Source organism: Shewanella sp. SACH (assembly GCF_001887095.2).
Taxonomy (GTDB): Bacteria; Pseudomonadota; Gammaproteobacteria; order Enterobacterales; family Shewanellaceae; genus Shewanella; species Shewanella baltica.
The window spans coordinates 94764-113357 of the sequence record NZ_MPDG02000002.1 but is presented as its reverse complement, the minus strand read 5'-3'; the positions used below and the strand labels follow the sequence as shown (position 1 = coordinate 113357).

Genomic DNA, 18594 nt, shown 5'->3' with positions numbered 1-18594 from the left:
CATCAATTCAAAAGGTGGCCGACATTCTGTCATTGATGCGCCTTGAATTGAAGCACCCTAGGCGCTCTGAAACTCGTATCTTCAGGTAGCTTGGGTATAAGCACATTCACCTAGGCGATTTTTGGCTGGAGATGTTATTATTAGCCAGTAAATTACTTGAGGTTTTATCTATATGAAGATTGTTGGTGATTCAGAACATTTTAAACAGCCCTACGACATAGATGAAGATTATGTCAGCAGCAAAACAACGGACAAGCGTGACAGCGAAGCCGTGCAAAAAGTCGGCATGGAGCTTGTTTCACTGAGCAAGACTCAGCTAGATAAAATCGAGCTGGATGAGTTTTTGTACGACGCTATCCTGCAAACACGCAAAATCAAGGTCAATACTGAGGCGTATCGTCGCCACATGCAGTATATCGGCAAATTGATGCGTAATTTTGATATTGAGCCTATCAAGGCCTCACTCGCTATCGTGTTGAATAAAAACAACAACGAAACTGCGAAGTTGCAGATGTTCGAAAAAATGCGTGAACGCTTACTCACCCAAGGTGATGATGAAATTCAAACCTTAGTCGAGCATTATCCGCAATTAGACAGACAAAAACTGCGTACTTTGGTGCGTCAAGCCACCAAAGAACTGGCCAAAGGTCCAGAATCAAAATCATCTAAAGAGCTGTTTAAATATCTACGCAGCGAAATCCAAGACTAATTAACTTCAGCCCCACAAGGATGTTGCTTATGCGACTTAGCAAAACGTTATCGGTATTTTCTTGGGCATTACTGGGCGCATTAGCGCTCAGTGGTTGTAACGGCGCCGCAGATGGCACCGACACTGACGGTACAACAGACAGCTACAGCTTAACACTGGGCTATAAAACTGTAGTCAACGGCAAGTGTGCCGATACAACCACTAACTTAAGCTTTGCTTCCGATGCTAGTTTTTGTGCCGTCGCCACCTTAAAAAAAGGCTCGAGTAAACTCAGCGGTCAGCTCGTTAGCTTCACTGCCACTTTAGGCACTGTTGCGCCTGCAACTAAACTCACCAATGCCGATGGCGTTGCCGAAGCCATCATTTCTAACCCTACGTTAACCGAAGAAGCTGGTACAGCAACGGTTAGCTATACGCCGTCAGATGCCGACGCATTAACTGCGAGTCGTAACTACGAGTTCGTTGGTTCAGGCAGTGGCAGCACAATTGAAACGCCTAAACTCAGCGCCAGTATTTTAAATAGCTCAACCTTAGTGACTCGCTTCAAAGTCGATGAGTCGGTTCAACTACAAGCTATATTGCTCGATAACGAAAGCAACGGCATCGACGGCGCGAAAGTGACGTTCACCGCTGGTTCTGCTGCGCTGAATCCTGCAAGTGCGCTGACCAACACCCAAGGTATTGCGCAGGTGCCCTATACGCCAAGTGATAGTGAATTAGGGGCAAACTCCCTCACTGTCACAGTGGACTACCAAGGTCAATCGTTGCAAACCAGCAGTTTGTATGAAGTCTTGAGTAAAGATGCGGTCAATCAAGAAGGCACGCTGAAACTCGGCTCATTCAATGGCGCTGTCTTTACTGAAGGCAAACTGGTGAGTACCTTAACGGCCGATGCCAATGGCGCATATAAGATTAGCGCAGGTGGTAGCTTTGGGGTGACCGCAAGTTTAGTCTTAGAGGCCAATGACGGCACTATTACCCGAGTCCAAACACCCTCTTCCATCAGCTTTAGCTCAGATTGCACCAGCAGTAATAGTGCGACACTCGATACCCCAGTTACGACCTTATCGGGTAATGCGAGCTCAACCTTCCAAGAGACCAGTTGCAGTGGCAACAGTGAACGTAGCGACCAAATCATCGCCACGACAGTGGCCGGCAATCAGACGCTAACGGCGAATTTCCCGTTCACACTGCAACGCCAAACACTTGCCAGCTTAAGTTTTGAGTCGGCAGAGCCGGCACAAATTCGCATTAAAGGTGCGGGCGGCACAGGTTCAAGCGAATCCTCTTTAGTCAGCTTCAAAGTCACCAGCGCTAATGGTCAACCCGCAGCGCAACAGAAAGTCAGCTTTACCTTAGACACTGTGGTTGGCGGGTTAAGTTTTGCCAATGGCACTGCGAATGCGCAAAGCCTGACTAACTCCCAAGGTATCGCCAGTGTGCGCGTATTATCCGGCACAGTACCGACACCCGTGCGCGTAGTCGCTACTGCCGTTGACGCTGATACGAGCGAAGTCATCACTAGCCAGTCAGAGCAACTAACAGTCAATACCGGCTTACCGCAACAGCTTGGGTTTAGTCTATCAACGACAGTATTCAATCCAGAAGCAGGTGACTTTAATGGTGAAACCGCAACGATCACCATTCGAGCCTCCGATAGTTTTGGCAACCCAGCACCCGATGATACTGCTGTCAACTTCACGACAGAAGGTGGTGGCATAACCTCTCCATGTTTAACTAAAAATGGGACTTGTAGCGTCGTTTGGACTTCACAAACGGCACGAGTACCCGATCACCGCATCACGATTCTCGCTTATGCCTTAGGTCACGAAACCTTCTTCGATACCAATGGCAATAACATCTTTGATGATGCCGATATCAGTAAAGACATCAATGGCACGCCTGTGACTGACTTGGCTTGTTTAACGAATTCAGGCGTTGCAAAAAAATGCACAGGCAATGGTATGGACATCGAAGCCTATCTTCCTAGTGGTTTTAGTGATCTAGGTGATGCGTTTAGGGATGACAATGAAGATGGCATTAGGAATTCAGCCGAACCATTTTGGAATACTCAAGCAAAAGAATATAGTTTTGCCGATGGTAAATTTAACGGTCCACAATGCGAAAGCGCACTCTGTGGCAAAGACCAAGCCAATAAAACCTATATCCGCAAAGCCTTAGTGATGAGTATGTCAGGCTCACAGGCTTATATCAGTGTGATGCAAGACGGTGTGTTATTGCCGAGTGTGAATGACATCAAACCTGTGGCCGTTGGTGCTAGTTCTGAGTTTGTAGTATTTGTCCACGACAGTGCGAATCAAATCATGCCTGCTACGACTAGTATCGAACTTTGCGTCGATTGTGCTGGAGCGCCTAAAACCTTCGAAGTGCCCAATACTGTTTATGCGAAAGGCAGTCTAGGTTCGCCGCTGAAATTTACAGCATCGGCCAACGCCAGTGTATCGGTGAAAGTCACAACCCCTAAAAATGTGGTCACTGATGACTTAGGTTTCACAGTACCATCGCTTTAAAACTCGATTAAGCAAACTGAAAAGACCCGCGAATGCGGGTCTTTTCAGTTGGACGTTTTATTAGAAAACTATGACAGCTCAATCAAACTGTTGTCAGTTGTTAGTAATAGCTGCGACTCTACAATCCTATGCTGCAACTAATTTTGCAACTCTACAATTCGGCGTAAACGTATGCTACGCAGGGTTAAATATAAAGCTCCCACGGCTGCCCAAATTAGTCCCAATTCTAATGACTGTGGCTCTAAGTTCGCCCAAAGCACGCCAATAGTGCTGGCGCCACACAGGGGCAATACTAAGTATTGCAGATGATCCTTAAAGGATTGATTACGTCGCTCCCTCACATAAAACTGCACAATGACGGCTAAGTTCACGAAGGTGAACGCCACTAAGGCGCCAAAGTTGACTAAGGCTAAGGCCATTTCCAAATCAAATGATACGGCAGACAGCGCCAATGCCCCCACCAACAAAACATTAAATGCAGGGGTGCGCCACTTAGGGTGTATATAAGCAAACCCTTTACGTGGCAGCATGTTGTCCCGTCCCATCACATACAAAATCCGTGCAACCCCAGCATGGGCAGCCATACCGGATGCCAACACCGCCACTGTAGTCGCCACTAATACGATGGACTGGAATAGGTTTCCTCCAACGTAGAGTGCGATTTCGGGCAACACAGCATCAAGCTCCTGGAAGCGGGAAATGTCGGGGAAATAAAGCTGAAGAAAATAAGACACGCCGACAAAAATCACCCCACCAATCAAGGCGGTCAACACAATCGCGCGCGGAATAACACGCTGCGCATCCTTCGTTTCTTCGGTCAGCGAACTCAAACCGTCAAAGCCGAGGAAGGAAAAACACAGAATAGTGGCGCCAGTAAATAACGGCACAATCGCCATATTATCGGCATAAAATGGTCGCACGCTTGCAATCGCACCTTCGCCTTCACCAAGGGAAATGCTATAGGCCATTAGACCAATAAACACGAGGATAATGGCGATTTGCACAAACACTATCACCCCATTAAAGTTAGCCACCAGATCAATCCCTTTAAGATTGAGCAGGGTCATTATGGTCACGAGTGCGAAAATGAAGATCCAAGGTTCGACAGTGGGGAACATGGCAGTTAAATAGATTTTTGCCAGCAACATGTTGATCATTGGCATAAACATATAATCAAGGAGCGACGACCAGCCCACCATAAAACCGACATTCGGACTAAAAGTTTTCTGGGCGTAAGTGTAGGCTGACCCCGCATAGGGATATTTACGCACTAAGTGGCCGTAACTGAACGCGGTAAACAAAATTCCCGCCAGTGCGAATAGATAAGACGTAGCCACATGGCCAGAGGTAATCTCAGAAACAATACCAAAGGTGTCAAAAACAGCCATAGGCGTGAGATAGGCGAGCCCCATCACTACCACTTGCCATAAATTGAGGGTCTGCTTCAAACCCGGTTTGTGTTGACTCATGAGCACGCCCCCATTGCACAGGGGTGAACAACTAACCATGCATCTGCAATTGGTTCTGGCATGTGACTCACCATCAGCACTTTAGGCTTAATGGCTAACTCAACAACTTGATTTACGGCAATGACCGAAAATTCGGCGCACAACAGCCCCATTGATTTGTCCTCATTAAAATAGGTTCAGCCGAACCTCATATCATTTCCGGATGTTTACCGGCCTCAATTGTTTTAAAACGCATACTCTCTAAATAAAAATAACCGAGATACTGAGTACCTCGGCCATTTTTTCGGCGCGCATTCTCCCCCAAAACCCGCTAGAAGACAACCCAACAAGGACACTTTGCTGGCTATCTGCGCGATGAGAGCATTAAGTTAACTGAATAAAAGAGGTAACGATGGGGGACTAACGCGATTTTGAAAGAGTGATGAGATATTAATTTTTAACCCTGAAGGCGCGCATGTGGAATGCATTCCGCCATTAAGTATCTGAGAGAATGATGTTTAATTGATGAGCCAGAAAATACTAACCCACTTCAGCCAACAATCTCGCTCTGCGCTTTATACCCAACATCGCTAAGCCGAAGAAAACCGCAAATAAGCCCCAGAGCTGTAGCCACTTGGGCATCATACTCGCCCAACTTGCGCCCATTTGATTGAGTTCTAACATCCCCATAATTGCGGGTACGGCAGGGATAAACTGCGAACCTAAAACCAGTGGTTCAGGAATGAGCGCTATCGGCCAGACAAAACCAGACACGAATAGAATCGGCATTGAAATCAACAGTAGCACTTGGGTCGGTAAATCGCGGCGGGTAAACAAGGTGCTCATGGCGACCCCAGCGGCGGCGGTAGCCAATAAAAAAGGTAACAACCATAACGCGACAACACCCAGACTTGCCTGAATGCTGACGTGATACCAGTGATAACAATAGCCGACGTAAAAACTAGTAAAGAAGAGATAAATCAACATGAAGGCGAGTATTCGCCCACATAAAAGTTGTACGGGCGAGACCTGCTGCCAATAGCCTTTCTGGCGCCATTGCCCTGCCCCTAAAATACCTGTGCCTATGAGCAAGGTTTGATGCAAGATCAGCAAAAATAGTCCAGGTACTACATAGGGCGTATAACCTAGGCTTGGGTTAAAGGCGGGCACGCTATTGAGGTGAATTGAGTTTACACTCTCTTGGGCCTGTTTCGGATTTGTGCCTTGGGCCAACATGCCAATCAATTGCACTTGCTTGCCCGCGTCCATACCCGCGCTCACTAAACCTTCGACAACCGCGGAATAAATCAGGAAATAACTGGCATCGCCGCCATAACTTAACGTCACACCCTTACCCAGCATTAAGTCACGGCGGAAACCTTCTGGGATCACCAGTAAGCCGTGGGCCTTGCGCGTCTCAATAAAACGCTTCGCCTCGGTAATCGAACCCACTTGGCCTATGACTTGGATTTTTGCACTGGCGTCGGCGTGGCGGATCAACTGGCGGCTTAAGGACGAATGATCTAAGTCCACCACGATCAGCTGTTGCTCAGTAGGCACTTGGTTCAGATAAGGTAAAGGATATAAAATCGAATAAAACAGCACGCCACCAAACAAGGTCACTGCGATCGCTTTATCGCTAATAATGGCCTTAAGTTCAGTTAATATCAGTCGCCACATGTTCATCCTATTGCCCCTTCGCAGGTAAGGCTGCGTCCGAGTCATATGCGGTCACGATAGTATTGGCGGTGATCGTGATGGGCAGTAATTTACGCGATAACAAATATATCAAAGGCAGTAAACAGATAAAGCCCCAATAACTGCTGAGCTGGCTCGCCACATTCGGCCAAGCGGCGCCGTAACTGACGACGCTCACATGAGACTCAATATAGTGACTCGACGGCATTATCTGTCGCCACCACTGCGCCAATTGCGGCATATCATGGGTGGGGAAAGTGATCCCCATAAAGGCAAAAGCGGGCGCAAATAAGGCTGTGCAAAAACTGATAACCCGCGCACTGTCACGCATTACCACAAAGATTAATAACACCACACTCCAGACCGCCAGCAACATCACTAATTGCGCTAACAGCAATAGGGCTAAACTACCCGCCATCGGCAGCGCGAGATACAAGTACAGCCAAGCTAAAATAAAGCCGCCCTGCAGCATCAATATCGGCGTAAACAACACTAATTTCGCCAGCACCTTAGGCCAAAAATGCTCGGTTAAGGTATTCGATATGCCATTGACCTGAGTCGTGGGCGCTAAATGCAGCTCTCGATTTAAGCTGTTGGCCATGACCAACATAGATAACAACTGCCACAGCGCAACGAGCACTGGCGGCACTAAGAAGCCTATATAGTTGTTATTTCGGTTAAACAAAGCCGTTGTTTGGCTTTTGATTGGGCTTAAATTGACTGCCACTTGGGATTTAGGTGTACCGTTGGCGAGCTGTTTTAAGCCCGCTACTTGCAACAAACCATCACCCAGACTCAACTGAATTTGGCTTGAGAGTAACTTACCCACCAGCAAAAATTGACTGTTGTAGCGCACATCTATGGTGGGCTTGTGGCCAGTGAGCAAATCTTTTTTCATATCATAGGGAAAGACCACGATAGCGTAGACTTTCGCCTGCTGCATCGCCGACACCGCCGCGGCTAAATCGGTGAAGTTTTGTGGATCAGTCACAGGATTTGCGTTCAGCTGACGGGTCAGCATACGGCTTAATTGACTGTGGTCTTGATCGACAATCGCCACCGGCAGTTGCCTTGGTAAGCCTGCACTGAATAGCCACCACAGGCAGAAAATCCCGATCAGCGGAATATAACTGATCAGCGCCAACTGCCAAGGATCGCGCCACAGGGCACTGAGTTCACGGCGAATTAACGCGATGAGCAAGGCCATAAAGCTTCTGCTCGATGGCTGTGATTCAGCTTTAGTCTTGTCGACTGTGTTAGCGTTGGGCGTGCGTTCAGTCACGGCTTTTACTCACTGCGCAGCAGCACAGACATGCCGACACGCAGATCGGCAATCGGCTGGCTTGGACGCAATTCCATCTCGAAAGTGCGCATATCAAAATCGTGGCCGCTTTCGGTAGAGCGCCAGGTAGCAAAATCGCCCATGACGCTGATATGGGACACAGTAAATTCCACATCCTGCCCGAGCGCGGGAATATTCAGCTGAACTTTTTGGCCTTGCTTGAAGCGCTTAAGTTGATCTTCGCGCACTTGGAACACGGCCCATGAATCCTGCATGTCAATCAGGCTCACAATCGGAAAACCGCTAGGCGCTAATTCACCTGCCTGCAATAGCACGTCGCTGATTTCACCCGACTTAGGCGCACGCATTTGGCTATCTTGCATAATGGCGTTGACTTCTTTTACCGCACCTTCGGCCATACGGGCGTTCCCGGCGGCAGCAGCTTTGGTTTCGACCCGCGCGCCTTCCTGCGCCATTTGGTACATGGCTAATGCGGCTTGCTCTGTGTATTTCGCCGCTTGCCATTGGGTAAAGGCTTCATCGCGTTTTTGTCTCGCGGCCACACCTTCGTTGAAGAGATTTTCGACGCGGGTATAAGTGGTTTTAGCCAGCGTTGCCGCTGCCTGTGCCTTGAGCCATTGCTCTTTGGCCGCCATCACTTCTTGGCTACGGGCACCGTTGTTAGCTTCAAGCTGCATCGCTTTAGCGGCATCGCGGCCACCTTCGGCTTGCATCAACTTAGCATCCAACTCAGGGCTGTTGATGGCGAACAGCAAATCCCCTTCGGCCACACTGTCACCACGGCGCACCAGCACTTGCTCAACACGGCCTGGCACCTTAGAGGAGACATTATATTCGCGGGCTTCAATCTGGCCCTGCAACAGGCTCGGCTGCGGACTGTAAGCCAGCTTGAGGCCATAGGCCAAGATAAGGCCTAATGCGACCAACGCCACAAGGGCAAGTATTCTGTTAGCGCGCATTTTTTGTCTCCTGCACTTGGGTAAGGGCTATGGTACGACCGATAAATTCATCTAATTGACCACTGATGGCCATTAATCTGGCATAGGCTTGCACATAACGATAACGGGCGGCCAGTTGTTGAGTTTTAACTGCGCTGAGTTTCAGCTCGGCATCGACTCTGTCGATAGAAGTTGAAAGCCCTTGATTAAAGGCGATTTCCCGCAGTCGCAGGTTTTCGGTGGCGAGTTCGAGTGAGGTATCGAGCGCCGTCACTTCTTCTTCGGCCTGTAATAATTGGCGATAGCTTTGGTCCAGTAACAGACTCAAGTCTTGCCGCGTTTGTGCTTTGGTGTAACGGGCTTGCAAGAGTGCACTCTTGGCAGCTTCGACCTTACCACTGCGGCCATCGCGGCTGAGCAGAGGGATATTTACACCGACACCTACCATCCAGTTAGGCGTAATACTCGACAATAAAGTGTCTTCTTCATACAAGGTATAGTTACCAAAGAGAAAGACCGTTGGATGGTATTTGCCTTTTTCCAATGAGATTAAACCGTTTGCTTGAGCTTCTTTTGCTTCGAGTAATTTGAGTGCAGGATGTTGGCTCAGCGTCACTTGGGTGAGCTGACCCAAAGACGGCGCATGCGGCAAGACAAATAGAGGTGACTCTGTGCCAACATCGCTTTGCTGCAACATGCGCGACAGGGCAATAACTGCCATTTCGTGTTGACGGCGAGCGCTGCCTAAATTGACTTTGGCATTGTCTAACGCGACCTGCGCATTGAGGCGCTCAACCTTAGCTATTTGCCCTTCTCGCTCTAACGCTAGCGCATGATCAACATGCTTAGTTAAAGAGCCAACGAGATCGGTTTGGGTGTTCACCAATGCCAGCGTGACATCAACAGCATAATATCTGTCCACCAGCAAGGTAAATAAATCACGGGTGGCAAGCTGTAATTCTTGTTGCTTCTCAGCCACCATAGCCGCGTGTATGCCTTGGGCTGCGGTGATCTGCCCGCCCGTATAAATCGGCCACATAGCCTGCAAACTAGCATTAAAAATATCTTGCTCGCTTAAGGGCAACGGGGGAATACCCGCAATGATGCCCCCCAGCGAAGGCGGGATAGATATAACTGAATTTAACTCTTTTAAATCAAACTCTATCGGTTTATCTAGATGAGTATAGCTACCGTGAATTTCTAAAGAAGGCAGATTTAAGCTCTCGCCCGCCTCTTCTTCACCTTTAGCGCGATTAACTTCCTGGGATTGCGCTTGCAACTTGTCGCTCACCTTCAGCACTTGTTGCCAAGCGTCGGTGAAGCTCGTGGGCTGGGCATGGCCAGCCAAAGGCAATAAACAAGGCAAGGGCAGTAAACACAGCCAAGCCACACGTGATAGTTTCATTAACACCTCTAGAGTAGTTACTCTAATTTCCTTTGCGAATGATAACATCCATCATGGTAAGCGGCTAGAAGGACGATCACAGAGGATCGAACCTAGTACTCTTCGACCGAGCGACTAAGGCGATTTATCTCAGTTTTGCTCCTTAGCGCTCAACATGCTCATGCACTGTAACATAGCCATGAGCATACCTTTCCGCATGAGCCCGAAGCCGAATCGAGCCTTACCTATTACCACGCTTATTGCCATCGCGCATCTTCAAGCTGAACAAATACTAAGCCGTACCACCCACAGTTAAGCGATCTAACTTCAAGGTGGGTTGGCCTACGCCTACAGGGACACTTTGACCGTCTTTACCGCAAACGCCAACACCTTGATCTAAAGCCATATCGTTACCGACCATAGAAATCTGGCTCATTGCCTCAGGGCCGTTACCGATTAAAGTGGCGCCTTTAATGGCTTGTGTAACTTCACCATTTTCAATCAAATAGGCTTCGGATGCGGAAAACACAAACTTACCCGAAGTGATATCCACTTGGCCACCGCCAAAGTTCGGGGCGTAAATGCCCTTCTTCACTGACTTGATGATCTCGCTTGGATCCGACTCACCCGCCGTCATATAGGTGTTAGTCATACGTGGCATAGGTAAATGCGCGTAAGATTCGCGACGACCATTACCCGTTGGCGCAACGCCCATCAAACGAGCATTGAGTTTGTCTTGGATGTAACCCTTTAAAATACCGTCTTCAATCAATACAGTTCTTTGAGTCGGAACACCTTCATCGTCGATGCTGAGTGAACCGCGACGATTAGGCAAGGTGCCATCATCGACCACAGTCACTAACTTAGAGGCGACTAACTGACCCATCTTACCGCTGAAAGCACTGCTGCCCTTACGGTTAAAGTCGCCCTCTAAACCATGTCCAACTGCTTCATGGAGTAATACACCCGGCCAGCCATTGCCTAACACCACTGGCATTTCGCCCGCTGGCGCATCGATAGCGTTAAGGTTGACCTGTGCTTGACGCACAGCTTCACGGGCAAAGGCGAAGCACATAGGTAAACCAGTGTCATCGCTTGCCATTAACACGCCGTAGTCATGACGACCACCGCCACCGGCGCCGCCACGTTCACGTTTACCGTTTTCTTCTAAGATCACGCTACAGTTAAAGCGCACCAAAGGACGAATATCGGCCGCTAAAGTGCCATCGCTAGCAGCGATAAGGATTTCTTCATGCACGCCCGCAAGGCTAACAACGACTTGAATAATGCGGCTATCTAGACTGCGAATAAAAGCATCGGCTTCTTTCAGCAGATTGATTTTTTTGACTTCTTCCATCGCCGCAATCGGATCTAAGCTGTCGTATAATGCCAAGGCTTTTTGACGTTTAAAGGCTTGAACCTGAGTTTGCTCACCGGCACTGGCAATGCCGCGTGCGGCATGAGCGGCAGCGCTTAGGGCTGCTGGCGTAATATCATCGGCATAGGCGAAACCGGTTTTTTCACCGCTGATCGCACGCACGCCCACACCGCGTTCGATATGGAAACTACCGTCTTTAATGATGCCGTCTTCCAGCACCCAAGACTCGTGGCGACTACCTTGAAAATAGAGATCGGAATAATCGATTTTGTGCTGATGTATGGTGTTTAGATAGGTTTGCAGACCCTCTAACGCTAACCCATTCTTCAATAAACTTTGCTCTACTTGTGCTAAAAATGGCATCTATGCTCTCTTTGACCCCAAGGGATCTTGATATTCTGAGTGTAAATTCGCTGTACTAATTCTGTACGTAAATCGCTGTCTAATTCGGTATTGCCGCTCGCCAGTGCGGGCGTTATTTCAAGCTTGGCTCAAGGAAACGATTATGCTGCATCACTGGCATTTTACGGCGAATACTGTGCAATTCGGTTAAATCGACCTCGGCCTGCACCCAACCCGTACCCGTTTTACGTTCAGCCAAAATGTTGCCCCAAGGACCGACTATCATGCTCTGCCCCCAAGTTTCACGACTGCCTTCGTTATGCTGTCCCCACTGAGCGGCGGCAAGAATAACGCATTGGGTTTCAATCGCTCTGGCCTGTAACAATACTTGCCAATGGGCTTCACCGGTCACTTTGGTAAAGGCCGACGGCAAGGTAATGATCTCGGCACCCGCAAGACGCATCGCCCTAAATAAGTCGGGAAAGCGTAAATCATAACAGATGGCTAAGCCAATTTTGCCAAAAGGTGTATCGATAACGATAATGTGATCACCGGGGCAGAAGGTTTCGCTCTCACGATATTGTTTTGTACCATCGGCAACATCCACATCAAAGAGATGCAGCTTATCGTAATACCCTAAAGTATCACCTTTATCATCAAACAGATAACTGCGGCTATAGACGCGGCCATCCTCAGCCAGCGCCGGAATAGTGCCTGCCACCATAAATACCTGATATTTGGCGGCCAGTGCACTTAACGCCGATTTGAGCGGACTCTGATGAGCATCACCCGCATAGGCGAGTTGCTGACTTTCGTGGCCACCAAACAGTAAACTGCATTCGGGCAACACGACTAAATGGGGCGCATCGGCATCCCGTTTGAGTTCGTTAAGCTGCGATTCGATAAACAGCATATTGGCGCTGACGTCGCGACTGCTCTGACATTGCAACAGGCTGATGTGCATTCTGATCTCCCTGAATTTGCTTAATCGGTTCTACTGCTGGCTGATTCTCTGGTGTGGCGGGTAAAACTGGGGCTTCAGACGAAGGTGTCGCTTGAGGTTGCACCAACTTTAAATAGGGCGCTTTAATTTGATCTGTGGCTGGCTTTGGCTCTTCTGACTTTGATTCTTCAGTTCTGGCCTTTTCAAGCTTAACTGCTTGTGGCTCAAGCGCTTCTGATTGTGCTTCTTGAAGCTGTGGCTCAGATTTAGCGTTGCTTGGTTTGACTTCAGTTGACTGAGCTTCAATTAACTTAGTTTCAGTTGGCTTAGCTTCTGTTGATTGAGATTCGGTCGATTTAGCTTCTACCGGCTGAGTGATATCGGCGTTATGACTCGCAGCTTCGGTTGGCGCTGCTGGGCGCTCAACTCCGACAACAGGTAGAATAGCCTCAGGAATTTCAATCTCTTTACTCTTACGTTCCAGCTCTTCAACCACAGGTTCAGCCATAGTGCCAGTCACCCGAAAACGAATTTCTGAAATTACTTCAATCACAGGCTCAAGCACTTTTGTCAGGGCAAATGCGCCCAGACCGAGCGTCCACGCACTGGTACTGAGCAATACCACTGTCGGTACGCTCGAGGCCAATTGTGGCACAAAGCGGATATCGTAATTCAAACTTTCAGTGGTGAGATCCGTATAGCCACGGACCTTCATATTGCCCGCAATCGCATCCATTTCGGTATCAGTGGTTTTCACCACGCCATTATCAATTTGCAGATTGCCATTGAAGGAGTTGAAATACATGCCCTGACCGAAGACATCGGTGAAATCCAGCGACAGTTTACGCACCAGAGAATCTAAGCTGAACAGGGAGAAAATGCGTGCGCCCTTATCACTCACCTGAGATAAATGCCCTTTGCCTAAGTCAAATTTCACCTTGCCATTTAAGGTTTCAAGGGAGAAAGCATAAGGCGCACCTTGCCAAGATAAATCCGCGTTAACCTTTAATGGTGCTTCATTGACGCCGGGATCTATGCCCAACTGAGCCGAGAGATAATTAAACTGAGTGGCGTTCAATTCAACACTCAGATCAGTTTTATTCTGCCCTGCCTGTTGTTGCCAAATACCACTGCCCTGCAAGGTCACATTGGGCGTAGTCAACGACAGGGTTTGGATTTTATAGCCCGCCGCTTGTGGGCTCGCCTGCAAGACTAGCTTGCCAAAAGGTTTATCGAAGAAACGAAAATCTTCCACATTCACGGCCACGGGTGGCAGGTTCGTCAGCACTTGATCGCTGGCAAAATCGGCATCAGTATCCTGCTTAACCTCAGGTGAAAAATAGAATTTACTCGCCACAACTTTGAGACCTTGGGTTCGCCAATTGGGATAGAAATCGACCCAGCCGTCAAATTCGTTGGCAACGGTATTAAAACGCCAGCCCGTTTCATTGGGTTTCGCATTGAGCCTAAGCTCGGTCAGCTGTTGCCCTAAAAGGTCAAGGCGGCCAATATGGGAATCGATACTCGCCACAGCAGGGAATAAACTGTCATGGGCAATATCGTCGACGAGGATGCCGGTTTTGGGTAATTTTTCTTGGCCAACAAAGGCATTAATCACAGGTAACCAGTCGGCTAATTTCGCTTTGCCAAGGTCAATTTGAATATGACCTTTTTCAGTATTTCGGGCTTCATCCTCATCGAATAAACGCCCCAATAACAAATCAAAATAACTAAAATTAGCGCCTTTTTCAGCATCGAAACCACCGATAAACTCGGCATGACTCGCTAGCTTCAGATCTAAGGTCGCATCATTTTGATCGCCAACAAATTCAGCGACTAAGGGCCGCGGCTCATCTTCGGGTTTGGCAAAATATCCCGGGAATGACAGTTGAGTGCCAAGCATATCCGAAGTCACTTTGGCTTGAATTTGGTAACCTTTTTCAGTAAACAGCATAGTCATAGCGCCGTCCCAACTGATTTTACCCTGATAAAAATCACTCAAAGGATTATGCAATTCTTCGGGGAGACGATTCAGATCCCAACGACTTTTGAGTAATAGATTAAGGCCAAAATCTTTGCCTTTAGGCTGAGTATCAAAGGTTAAGTTGAGCGGCTGTTCGAACAAACGCGCTTTAATACCTTTACCTGTCACCACCTCATTCGCAAAGTCGACGATACCCGTTACGCCATTGAGCTGCAGTCCGGGCTGGGCAATATACACAGGCGTGTTATCAAAGCTAATTTGACCACGAATATCTTCTGTGCCTCCGTCATACAGCGGAATACTGATATCCAAATTGCCAGTCACAGCGCCTTGTACTTGCACGACATCTAAGGTTTTACCCACTGAACCCGCCAAAGGCGAGGCTTGTAACACTTTAGTCGCCGCGCTGCCTTGGGTAGCAAGTTCAGCTTCAATCCTCAGCAGCGTGTGCTCGCCAATCGCGGGAATAAATACATGGGCCCCCGTGGCATCCACGTTCATTAGCTTGCCTTGGTTGAGCCAAAGATCCATACGAGCATTTTCAAACAAAGCATTAAGGGATAAGTCTGTGACAGCAGGCCAATCGGGTTGAAACTGGAATTGGGCATCCGTTAAAGTAAATGCCGCTTGAAACACGCCGCTATTGTCATCGAAGGGGAACCCGTTTAACGGACCACGCCAAACAACTTGCGCATCTTGGGTCTGACCCGCTTTAAGTCCTGTATCCAAATACTCGGCCAGTGATTCACCCATCGTCTTATTGGGGAAATACTTGTCGGCATTGGCGACATTATTGATATGAACATTAGCAGCCAGCGCCATATGCGCCGCAGCACTGAAATCCAATTTAAGCGCAGCATCTAAGCCTATATCATCGTTCTCAAGCTGCAACTGCGGCAGATTTAAACTCAACTCTGCAGTATTGAACTGACCATCAATTGCCGCACCGTTAAAGACAAGTGGCGCCGAAAATTCATCCCCAAAATCCACGGTATAAACTTGTGCAGGCAAAGAGAAATACAGCGTCTTGTCTTGCCAATGTAAGTTCAGATCTAAAGGATGAGTATTGGGGATACCGTCGACCTTCTGCCAATGTAACTGTTTCACCTCAGAAGTAGCGAGCAAAGGCTGTTCGGCCTTTTGATACAGTCGAATGGGCCCAATACTGGCTTCAGGCGCTAAAGCATGCCATTGATGTAATATGGCTTTATCGACTCCGGGGAATAGCGGTAACAGGGGTAACAGGTTTTGAGTGTTAACTTGATTCACATAGGCAAAGAATTCGTCATGTTGACGCTTAGCCGCCAGCGTTAACTGCGGCCAATGCTCACCGTTAGTGACAAAGTCGAGCCCTGAGCTCTGTACTTCCCAGCCTGAGTCCTTTGGCTGCCAAACGATATCACCCGCTTGGATTTCAAATCGTTGTGGCACTTCCTTTAAGGTCCATTGCAACCAGCTCGGCTCAAAATGCACCATGGCAGAACTGATACTGCGATCGGCAAACGTAAGCCAAGCCTTAAGATTAACGACCCCTTCTAAGGGTAATTTTTTGCTCGCATCATAGGGATTAGGCTGACGCGATGCCCACTCACCTAAGTCTAATGAGTTAGCCGCCAGATAAATCTGCCCCGTTAAGCTGTCGGGATTCGCGCCATCGCCATTGAGATCTAACTGTAATCCCAGAGATTCATGCTCAGAGGCATTATCATCAAGATACAGTTCCCCTGCACCGCGGTGACGCTCGCCGTTATTGCGCCAATTTAGCTGGCGAATATGGATCGGGCGAAACTCTTGGCGCAAGCTGAGCAGCTGCACTGTGGCATGGGTTAACGAAAATCTGTCGAGTTGCTTGAGCAATAATGCATAGAGCCAATCAACTTGCGGCGCTTTATTGGTTGCGGCAGGATTATTTTCGGTCAGCTTGTCCATGTTTAACGCGATATGGACACCATCAAAATTGACATCTTCGATACGCGGCGTGAAGGTCAGCAGCGATTGCCAAAAATCTAACTTCACTTGCACATTCTTGATAATCAAAGTGACGGGCAGTTGTTCCTGCGGCGGGATCACTAGATTATCTATGTTAATTGCCGGACCAAACGCTTGCCAGTGGGCGGATAATTCCCCCACTTGCACATCAACCTTATATTCGCTTTTTACGTAATCAACCAGTTGCTGACGCACCCCATCAACCTGCGGCAATAAGCCACGGATCAAACTCACTGCAAGCGCAAATAGCACTAAGATTAGCGCGATAAATTGCCAACAAAAACGACTTAGTTTTTTTGCAGTAAAAGGTGCCGCCACTACATCATCACCACATCGTATTTGTGCTGTGAGTACATAGGCTCATTTTGCAAACGGATACGCTTACCTATGTAAACCTCAAGTTCAGCAATCAGATGATTTTCATCGGTATGCAGGCTTTGATACACGGCTGGCGAACAGTACAACAGGAATTCATCGGCATCATAGGCGCGGTTTAAGCGGATGATTTCGCGAAACACTTCATAGGAAACGGTCTCAACCGTCTTCATGCTGCCCGTGCCATGGCAGGCGGGGCATTCGCCGCAAACCACGTGCTCTAAGCTCTCACGAGTTCGTTTACGGGTCATTTCAACTAAACCTAAGCCAGAGAAACCGCTCACATTGGTTTTCACTCTGTCTTTAGATAAAGCACTGGTTAAGCTGCTGAGCACCCGAGCCTTATGATCCGCCGTCATCATGTCGATAAAATCGATAATAATGATGCCGCCGAGATTACGCAGACGTAACTGCCTTGCTATCGCTTGGGTCGCTTCGAGATTGGTATTAAAAATGGTTTCTTCAAGATTTCTGTGCCCAACAAAGGCGCCAGTATTGATATCCACAGTCGTCATGGCTTCGGTCTGATCGATAATCAAATAGCCACCAGACTTGAGCTCAACCTTACGACCAAGCGCACGTTGAATTTCGTTCTCCACATCGTAGAGATCGAAAATTGGCGCAGGCCCTGAATAATGCTCAATCTTCTCGGCAATTTCAGGCATAAACTCTTGGGCAAAGGACTGCAACTCGGCAAAGGTACGGCGAGAATCGACCTGAATACGATCAAGCTCAGTGCCAACAAAGTCACGCACAATCCGCACAGGTAAGGCTAAATCTTGGTATAAGAGCGACACGCCACTGCGCTTACGTCGCTCACTGACCTTTGACCAAACACGCCTTAAAAACGCCGCATCTTGGGATAACTCATCCTCACCCACGCCTTCAGCGGCGGTGCGGATAATAAAACCACCGTCATCATCGACATAGGGCAAAGTGATTTGTTTAAGGCGACTGCGTTCTTCTTCAAGCTCGATACGCTGGGAAACGCCAACGTGGCTAGAGCCAGGCATAAAGACTAAATAACGGGAAGGCAAAGTGATATCGGTAGTCAGGCGTGCGCCCTTAGTCCCCAGCGGATCTTTAACCACTTGCACCATAATGTCTTGTCCTTGACGGACTAATTCGGCGATATCACGGACAACAAAATGACCTTTCTCAACATCGGCGACACATTCAGTGTGCGGCACTATGTCGGACGCATGTAGAAAAGCGGCTTTATCTAAGCCAATATCGACAAAGGCGGCTTGCATACCGGGCAACACACGGCTGATTTTACCTTTATAAATATTGCCAACTAAACCCCGTTTCATCCGGCGTTCAATGTGCACTTCTTGCAGCACGCCATGCTCAACTAAGGCTACGCGCGCCTCAGAGGGGGTTACGTTGATCAGTAATTCTGAACCCATCTTGCGCTGTATTTTATTTGGATTTAAGCGACTGGTATTCACGACTCACCCCATTCGGGAAACTAGATTAATTAATCGAAGTTACAAACTAGAAGTTACCCACTATCTAAGCATGAAAACCGAATAAAGGATCAAGGCTAAGGGTAACTTCATGGAGATACTC

At 48.3% G+C, this 18594-nt stretch carries 12 protein-coding genes; 2 read left to right on the top strand and 10 right to left on the bottom strand.

Features of this window, described 5'->3' with window-relative positions; translation table 11 throughout:
- Positions 1 to 172: 172 nt before the first annotated feature.
- Complete coding sequence (gene yjgA / locus BM607_RS08325) at positions 173 to 709, top strand: ribosome biogenesis factor YjgA (protein ID WP_011847919.1); 537 nt, start codon at positions 173 to 175, stop codon at positions 707 to 709.
- A gap of 29 nt (positions 710 to 738) precedes the next feature.
- Positions 739 to 3240 carry an Ig-like domain-containing protein gene (locus tag BM607_RS08320; RefSeq protein WP_071938701.1) on the top strand — a complete coding sequence of 834 codons (2502 nt, stop codon included), beginning with the start codon at positions 739 to 741 and terminating at the stop codon, positions 3238 to 3240.
- Between the two features lie 137 nt (positions 3241 to 3377).
- On the opposite strand, the gene BM607_RS08315 is transcribed toward BM607_RS08320, so the two are convergent.
- The 10 genes from BM607_RS08315 to rng all read right to left on the bottom strand — a co-directional run bounded on the left by BM607_RS08315 (position 3378) and on the right by rng (position 18431).
- Positions 3378 to 4709, bottom strand: coding sequence for an APC family permease (locus BM607_RS08315; protein ID WP_071938702.1), 1332 nt, complete (start codon positions 4707 to 4709; stop codon positions 3378 to 3380).
- On the bottom strand, positions 4706 to 4861 hold the full coding sequence (locus BM607_RS21910) for a hypothetical protein (protein ID WP_170927461.1): 156 nt from the start codon (positions 4859 to 4861) through the stop codon (positions 4706 to 4708). Before BM607_RS21910 ends, BM607_RS08315 begins: the two co-directional genes overlap by 4 nt.
- A gap of 367 nt (positions 4862 to 5228) precedes the next feature.
- Entirely contained in the window at positions 5229 to 6374 is a 1146-nt protein-coding gene (locus BM607_RS08310; protein WP_071938703.1) for an ABC transporter permease, read from the bottom strand.
- Position 6375: 1 nt separating this feature from the next.
- Entirely contained in the window at positions 6376 to 7593 is a 1218-nt protein-coding gene (locus tag BM607_RS08305; protein WP_071938786.1) for an ABC transporter permease, read from the bottom strand.
- 80 nt (positions 7594 to 7673) lie between these two features.
- Positions 7674 to 8648 carry an efflux RND transporter periplasmic adaptor subunit gene (locus tag BM607_RS08300; protein WP_006083247.1) on the bottom strand — a complete coding sequence of 325 codons (975 nt, stop codon included), beginning with the start codon at positions 8646 to 8648 and terminating at the stop codon, positions 7674 to 7676.
- Positions 8638 to 10032: a TolC family protein gene (locus BM607_RS08295; RefSeq protein ID WP_071938704.1), complete on the bottom strand. Its 1395-nt coding sequence runs from the start codon at positions 10030 to 10032 to the stop codon at positions 8638 to 8640. The genes BM607_RS08300 and BM607_RS08295 overlap by 11 nt, the downstream gene beginning before the upstream one ends.
- Before the next feature lie 271 nt (positions 10033 to 10303).
- On the bottom strand, positions 10304 to 11752 hold the full coding sequence (gene tldD / locus BM607_RS08290; RefSeq protein WP_011847928.1) for a metalloprotease TldD: 1449 nt from the start codon (positions 11750 to 11752) through the stop codon (positions 10304 to 10306).
- 112 nt (positions 11753 to 11864) lie between these two features.
- Positions 11865 to 12695 (bottom strand): carbon-nitrogen hydrolase family protein, encoded by an 831-nt coding sequence (locus tag BM607_RS08285; RefSeq protein ID WP_071938705.1) that lies wholly within the window; start codon positions 12693 to 12695, stop codon positions 11865 to 11867.
- Positions 12619 to 16965, bottom strand: a complete 4347-nt coding sequence (locus BM607_RS08280; protein ID WP_071938706.1) for a YhdP family protein — start codon at positions 16963 to 16965, stop codon at positions 12619 to 12621. Before BM607_RS08280 ends, BM607_RS08285 begins: the two co-directional genes overlap by 77 nt.
- Positions 16965 to 18431, bottom strand: coding sequence for a ribonuclease G (gene rng, locus BM607_RS08275; protein ID WP_006087039.1), 1467 nt, complete (start codon positions 18429 to 18431; stop codon positions 16965 to 16967). Before rng ends, BM607_RS08280 begins: the two co-directional genes overlap by 1 nt.
- Positions 18432 to 18594 lie beyond the last annotated feature (163 nt).

Bases quoted from the DNA above. Each gene is read 5' to 3' on its own strand.
- tldD (WP_011847928.1), bottom strand. From the start codon at position 11,752: ATGCCATTTTTAGCACAAGTAGAGCAAAGTTTATTGAAGAATGGGTTA.
- BM607_RS08305 (WP_071938786.1), bottom strand. From the start codon at position 7,593: ATGGCCTTGCTCATCGCGTTAATTCGCCGTGAACTCAGTGCCCTGTGG.
- BM607_RS08320 (WP_071938701.1), top strand. From the start codon at position 739: ATGCGACTTAGCAAAACGTTATCGGTATTTTCTTGGGCATTACTGGGC.
- BM607_RS08315 (WP_071938702.1), bottom strand. From the start codon at position 4,709: ATGAGTCAACACAAACCGGGTTTGAAGCAGACCCTCAATTTATGGCAA.
- yjgA (WP_011847919.1), top strand. From the start codon at position 173: ATGAAGATTGTTGGTGATTCAGAACATTTTAAACAGCCCTACGACATA.
- rng (WP_006087039.1), bottom strand. From the start codon at position 18,431: ATGGGTTCAGAATTACTGATCAACGTAACCCCCTCTGAGGCGCGCGTA.
- BM607_RS08300 (WP_006083247.1), bottom strand. From the start codon at position 8,648: ATGCGCGCTAACAGAATACTTGCCCTTGTGGCGTTGGTCGCATTAGGC.
- BM607_RS08285 (WP_071938705.1), bottom strand. From the start codon at position 12,695: ATGCACATCAGCCTGTTGCAATGTCAGAGCAGTCGCGACGTCAGCGCC.
- BM607_RS08310 (WP_071938703.1), bottom strand. From the start codon at position 6,374: ATGAACATGTGGCGACTGATATTAACTGAACTTAAGGCCATTATTAGC.
- BM607_RS21910 (WP_170927461.1), bottom strand. From the start codon at position 4,861: ATGGGGCTGTTGTGCGCCGAATTTTCGGTCATTGCCGTAAATCAAGTT.
- BM607_RS08295 (WP_071938704.1), bottom strand. From the start codon at position 10,032: ATGAAACTATCACGTGTGGCTTGGCTGTGTTTACTGCCCTTGCCTTGT.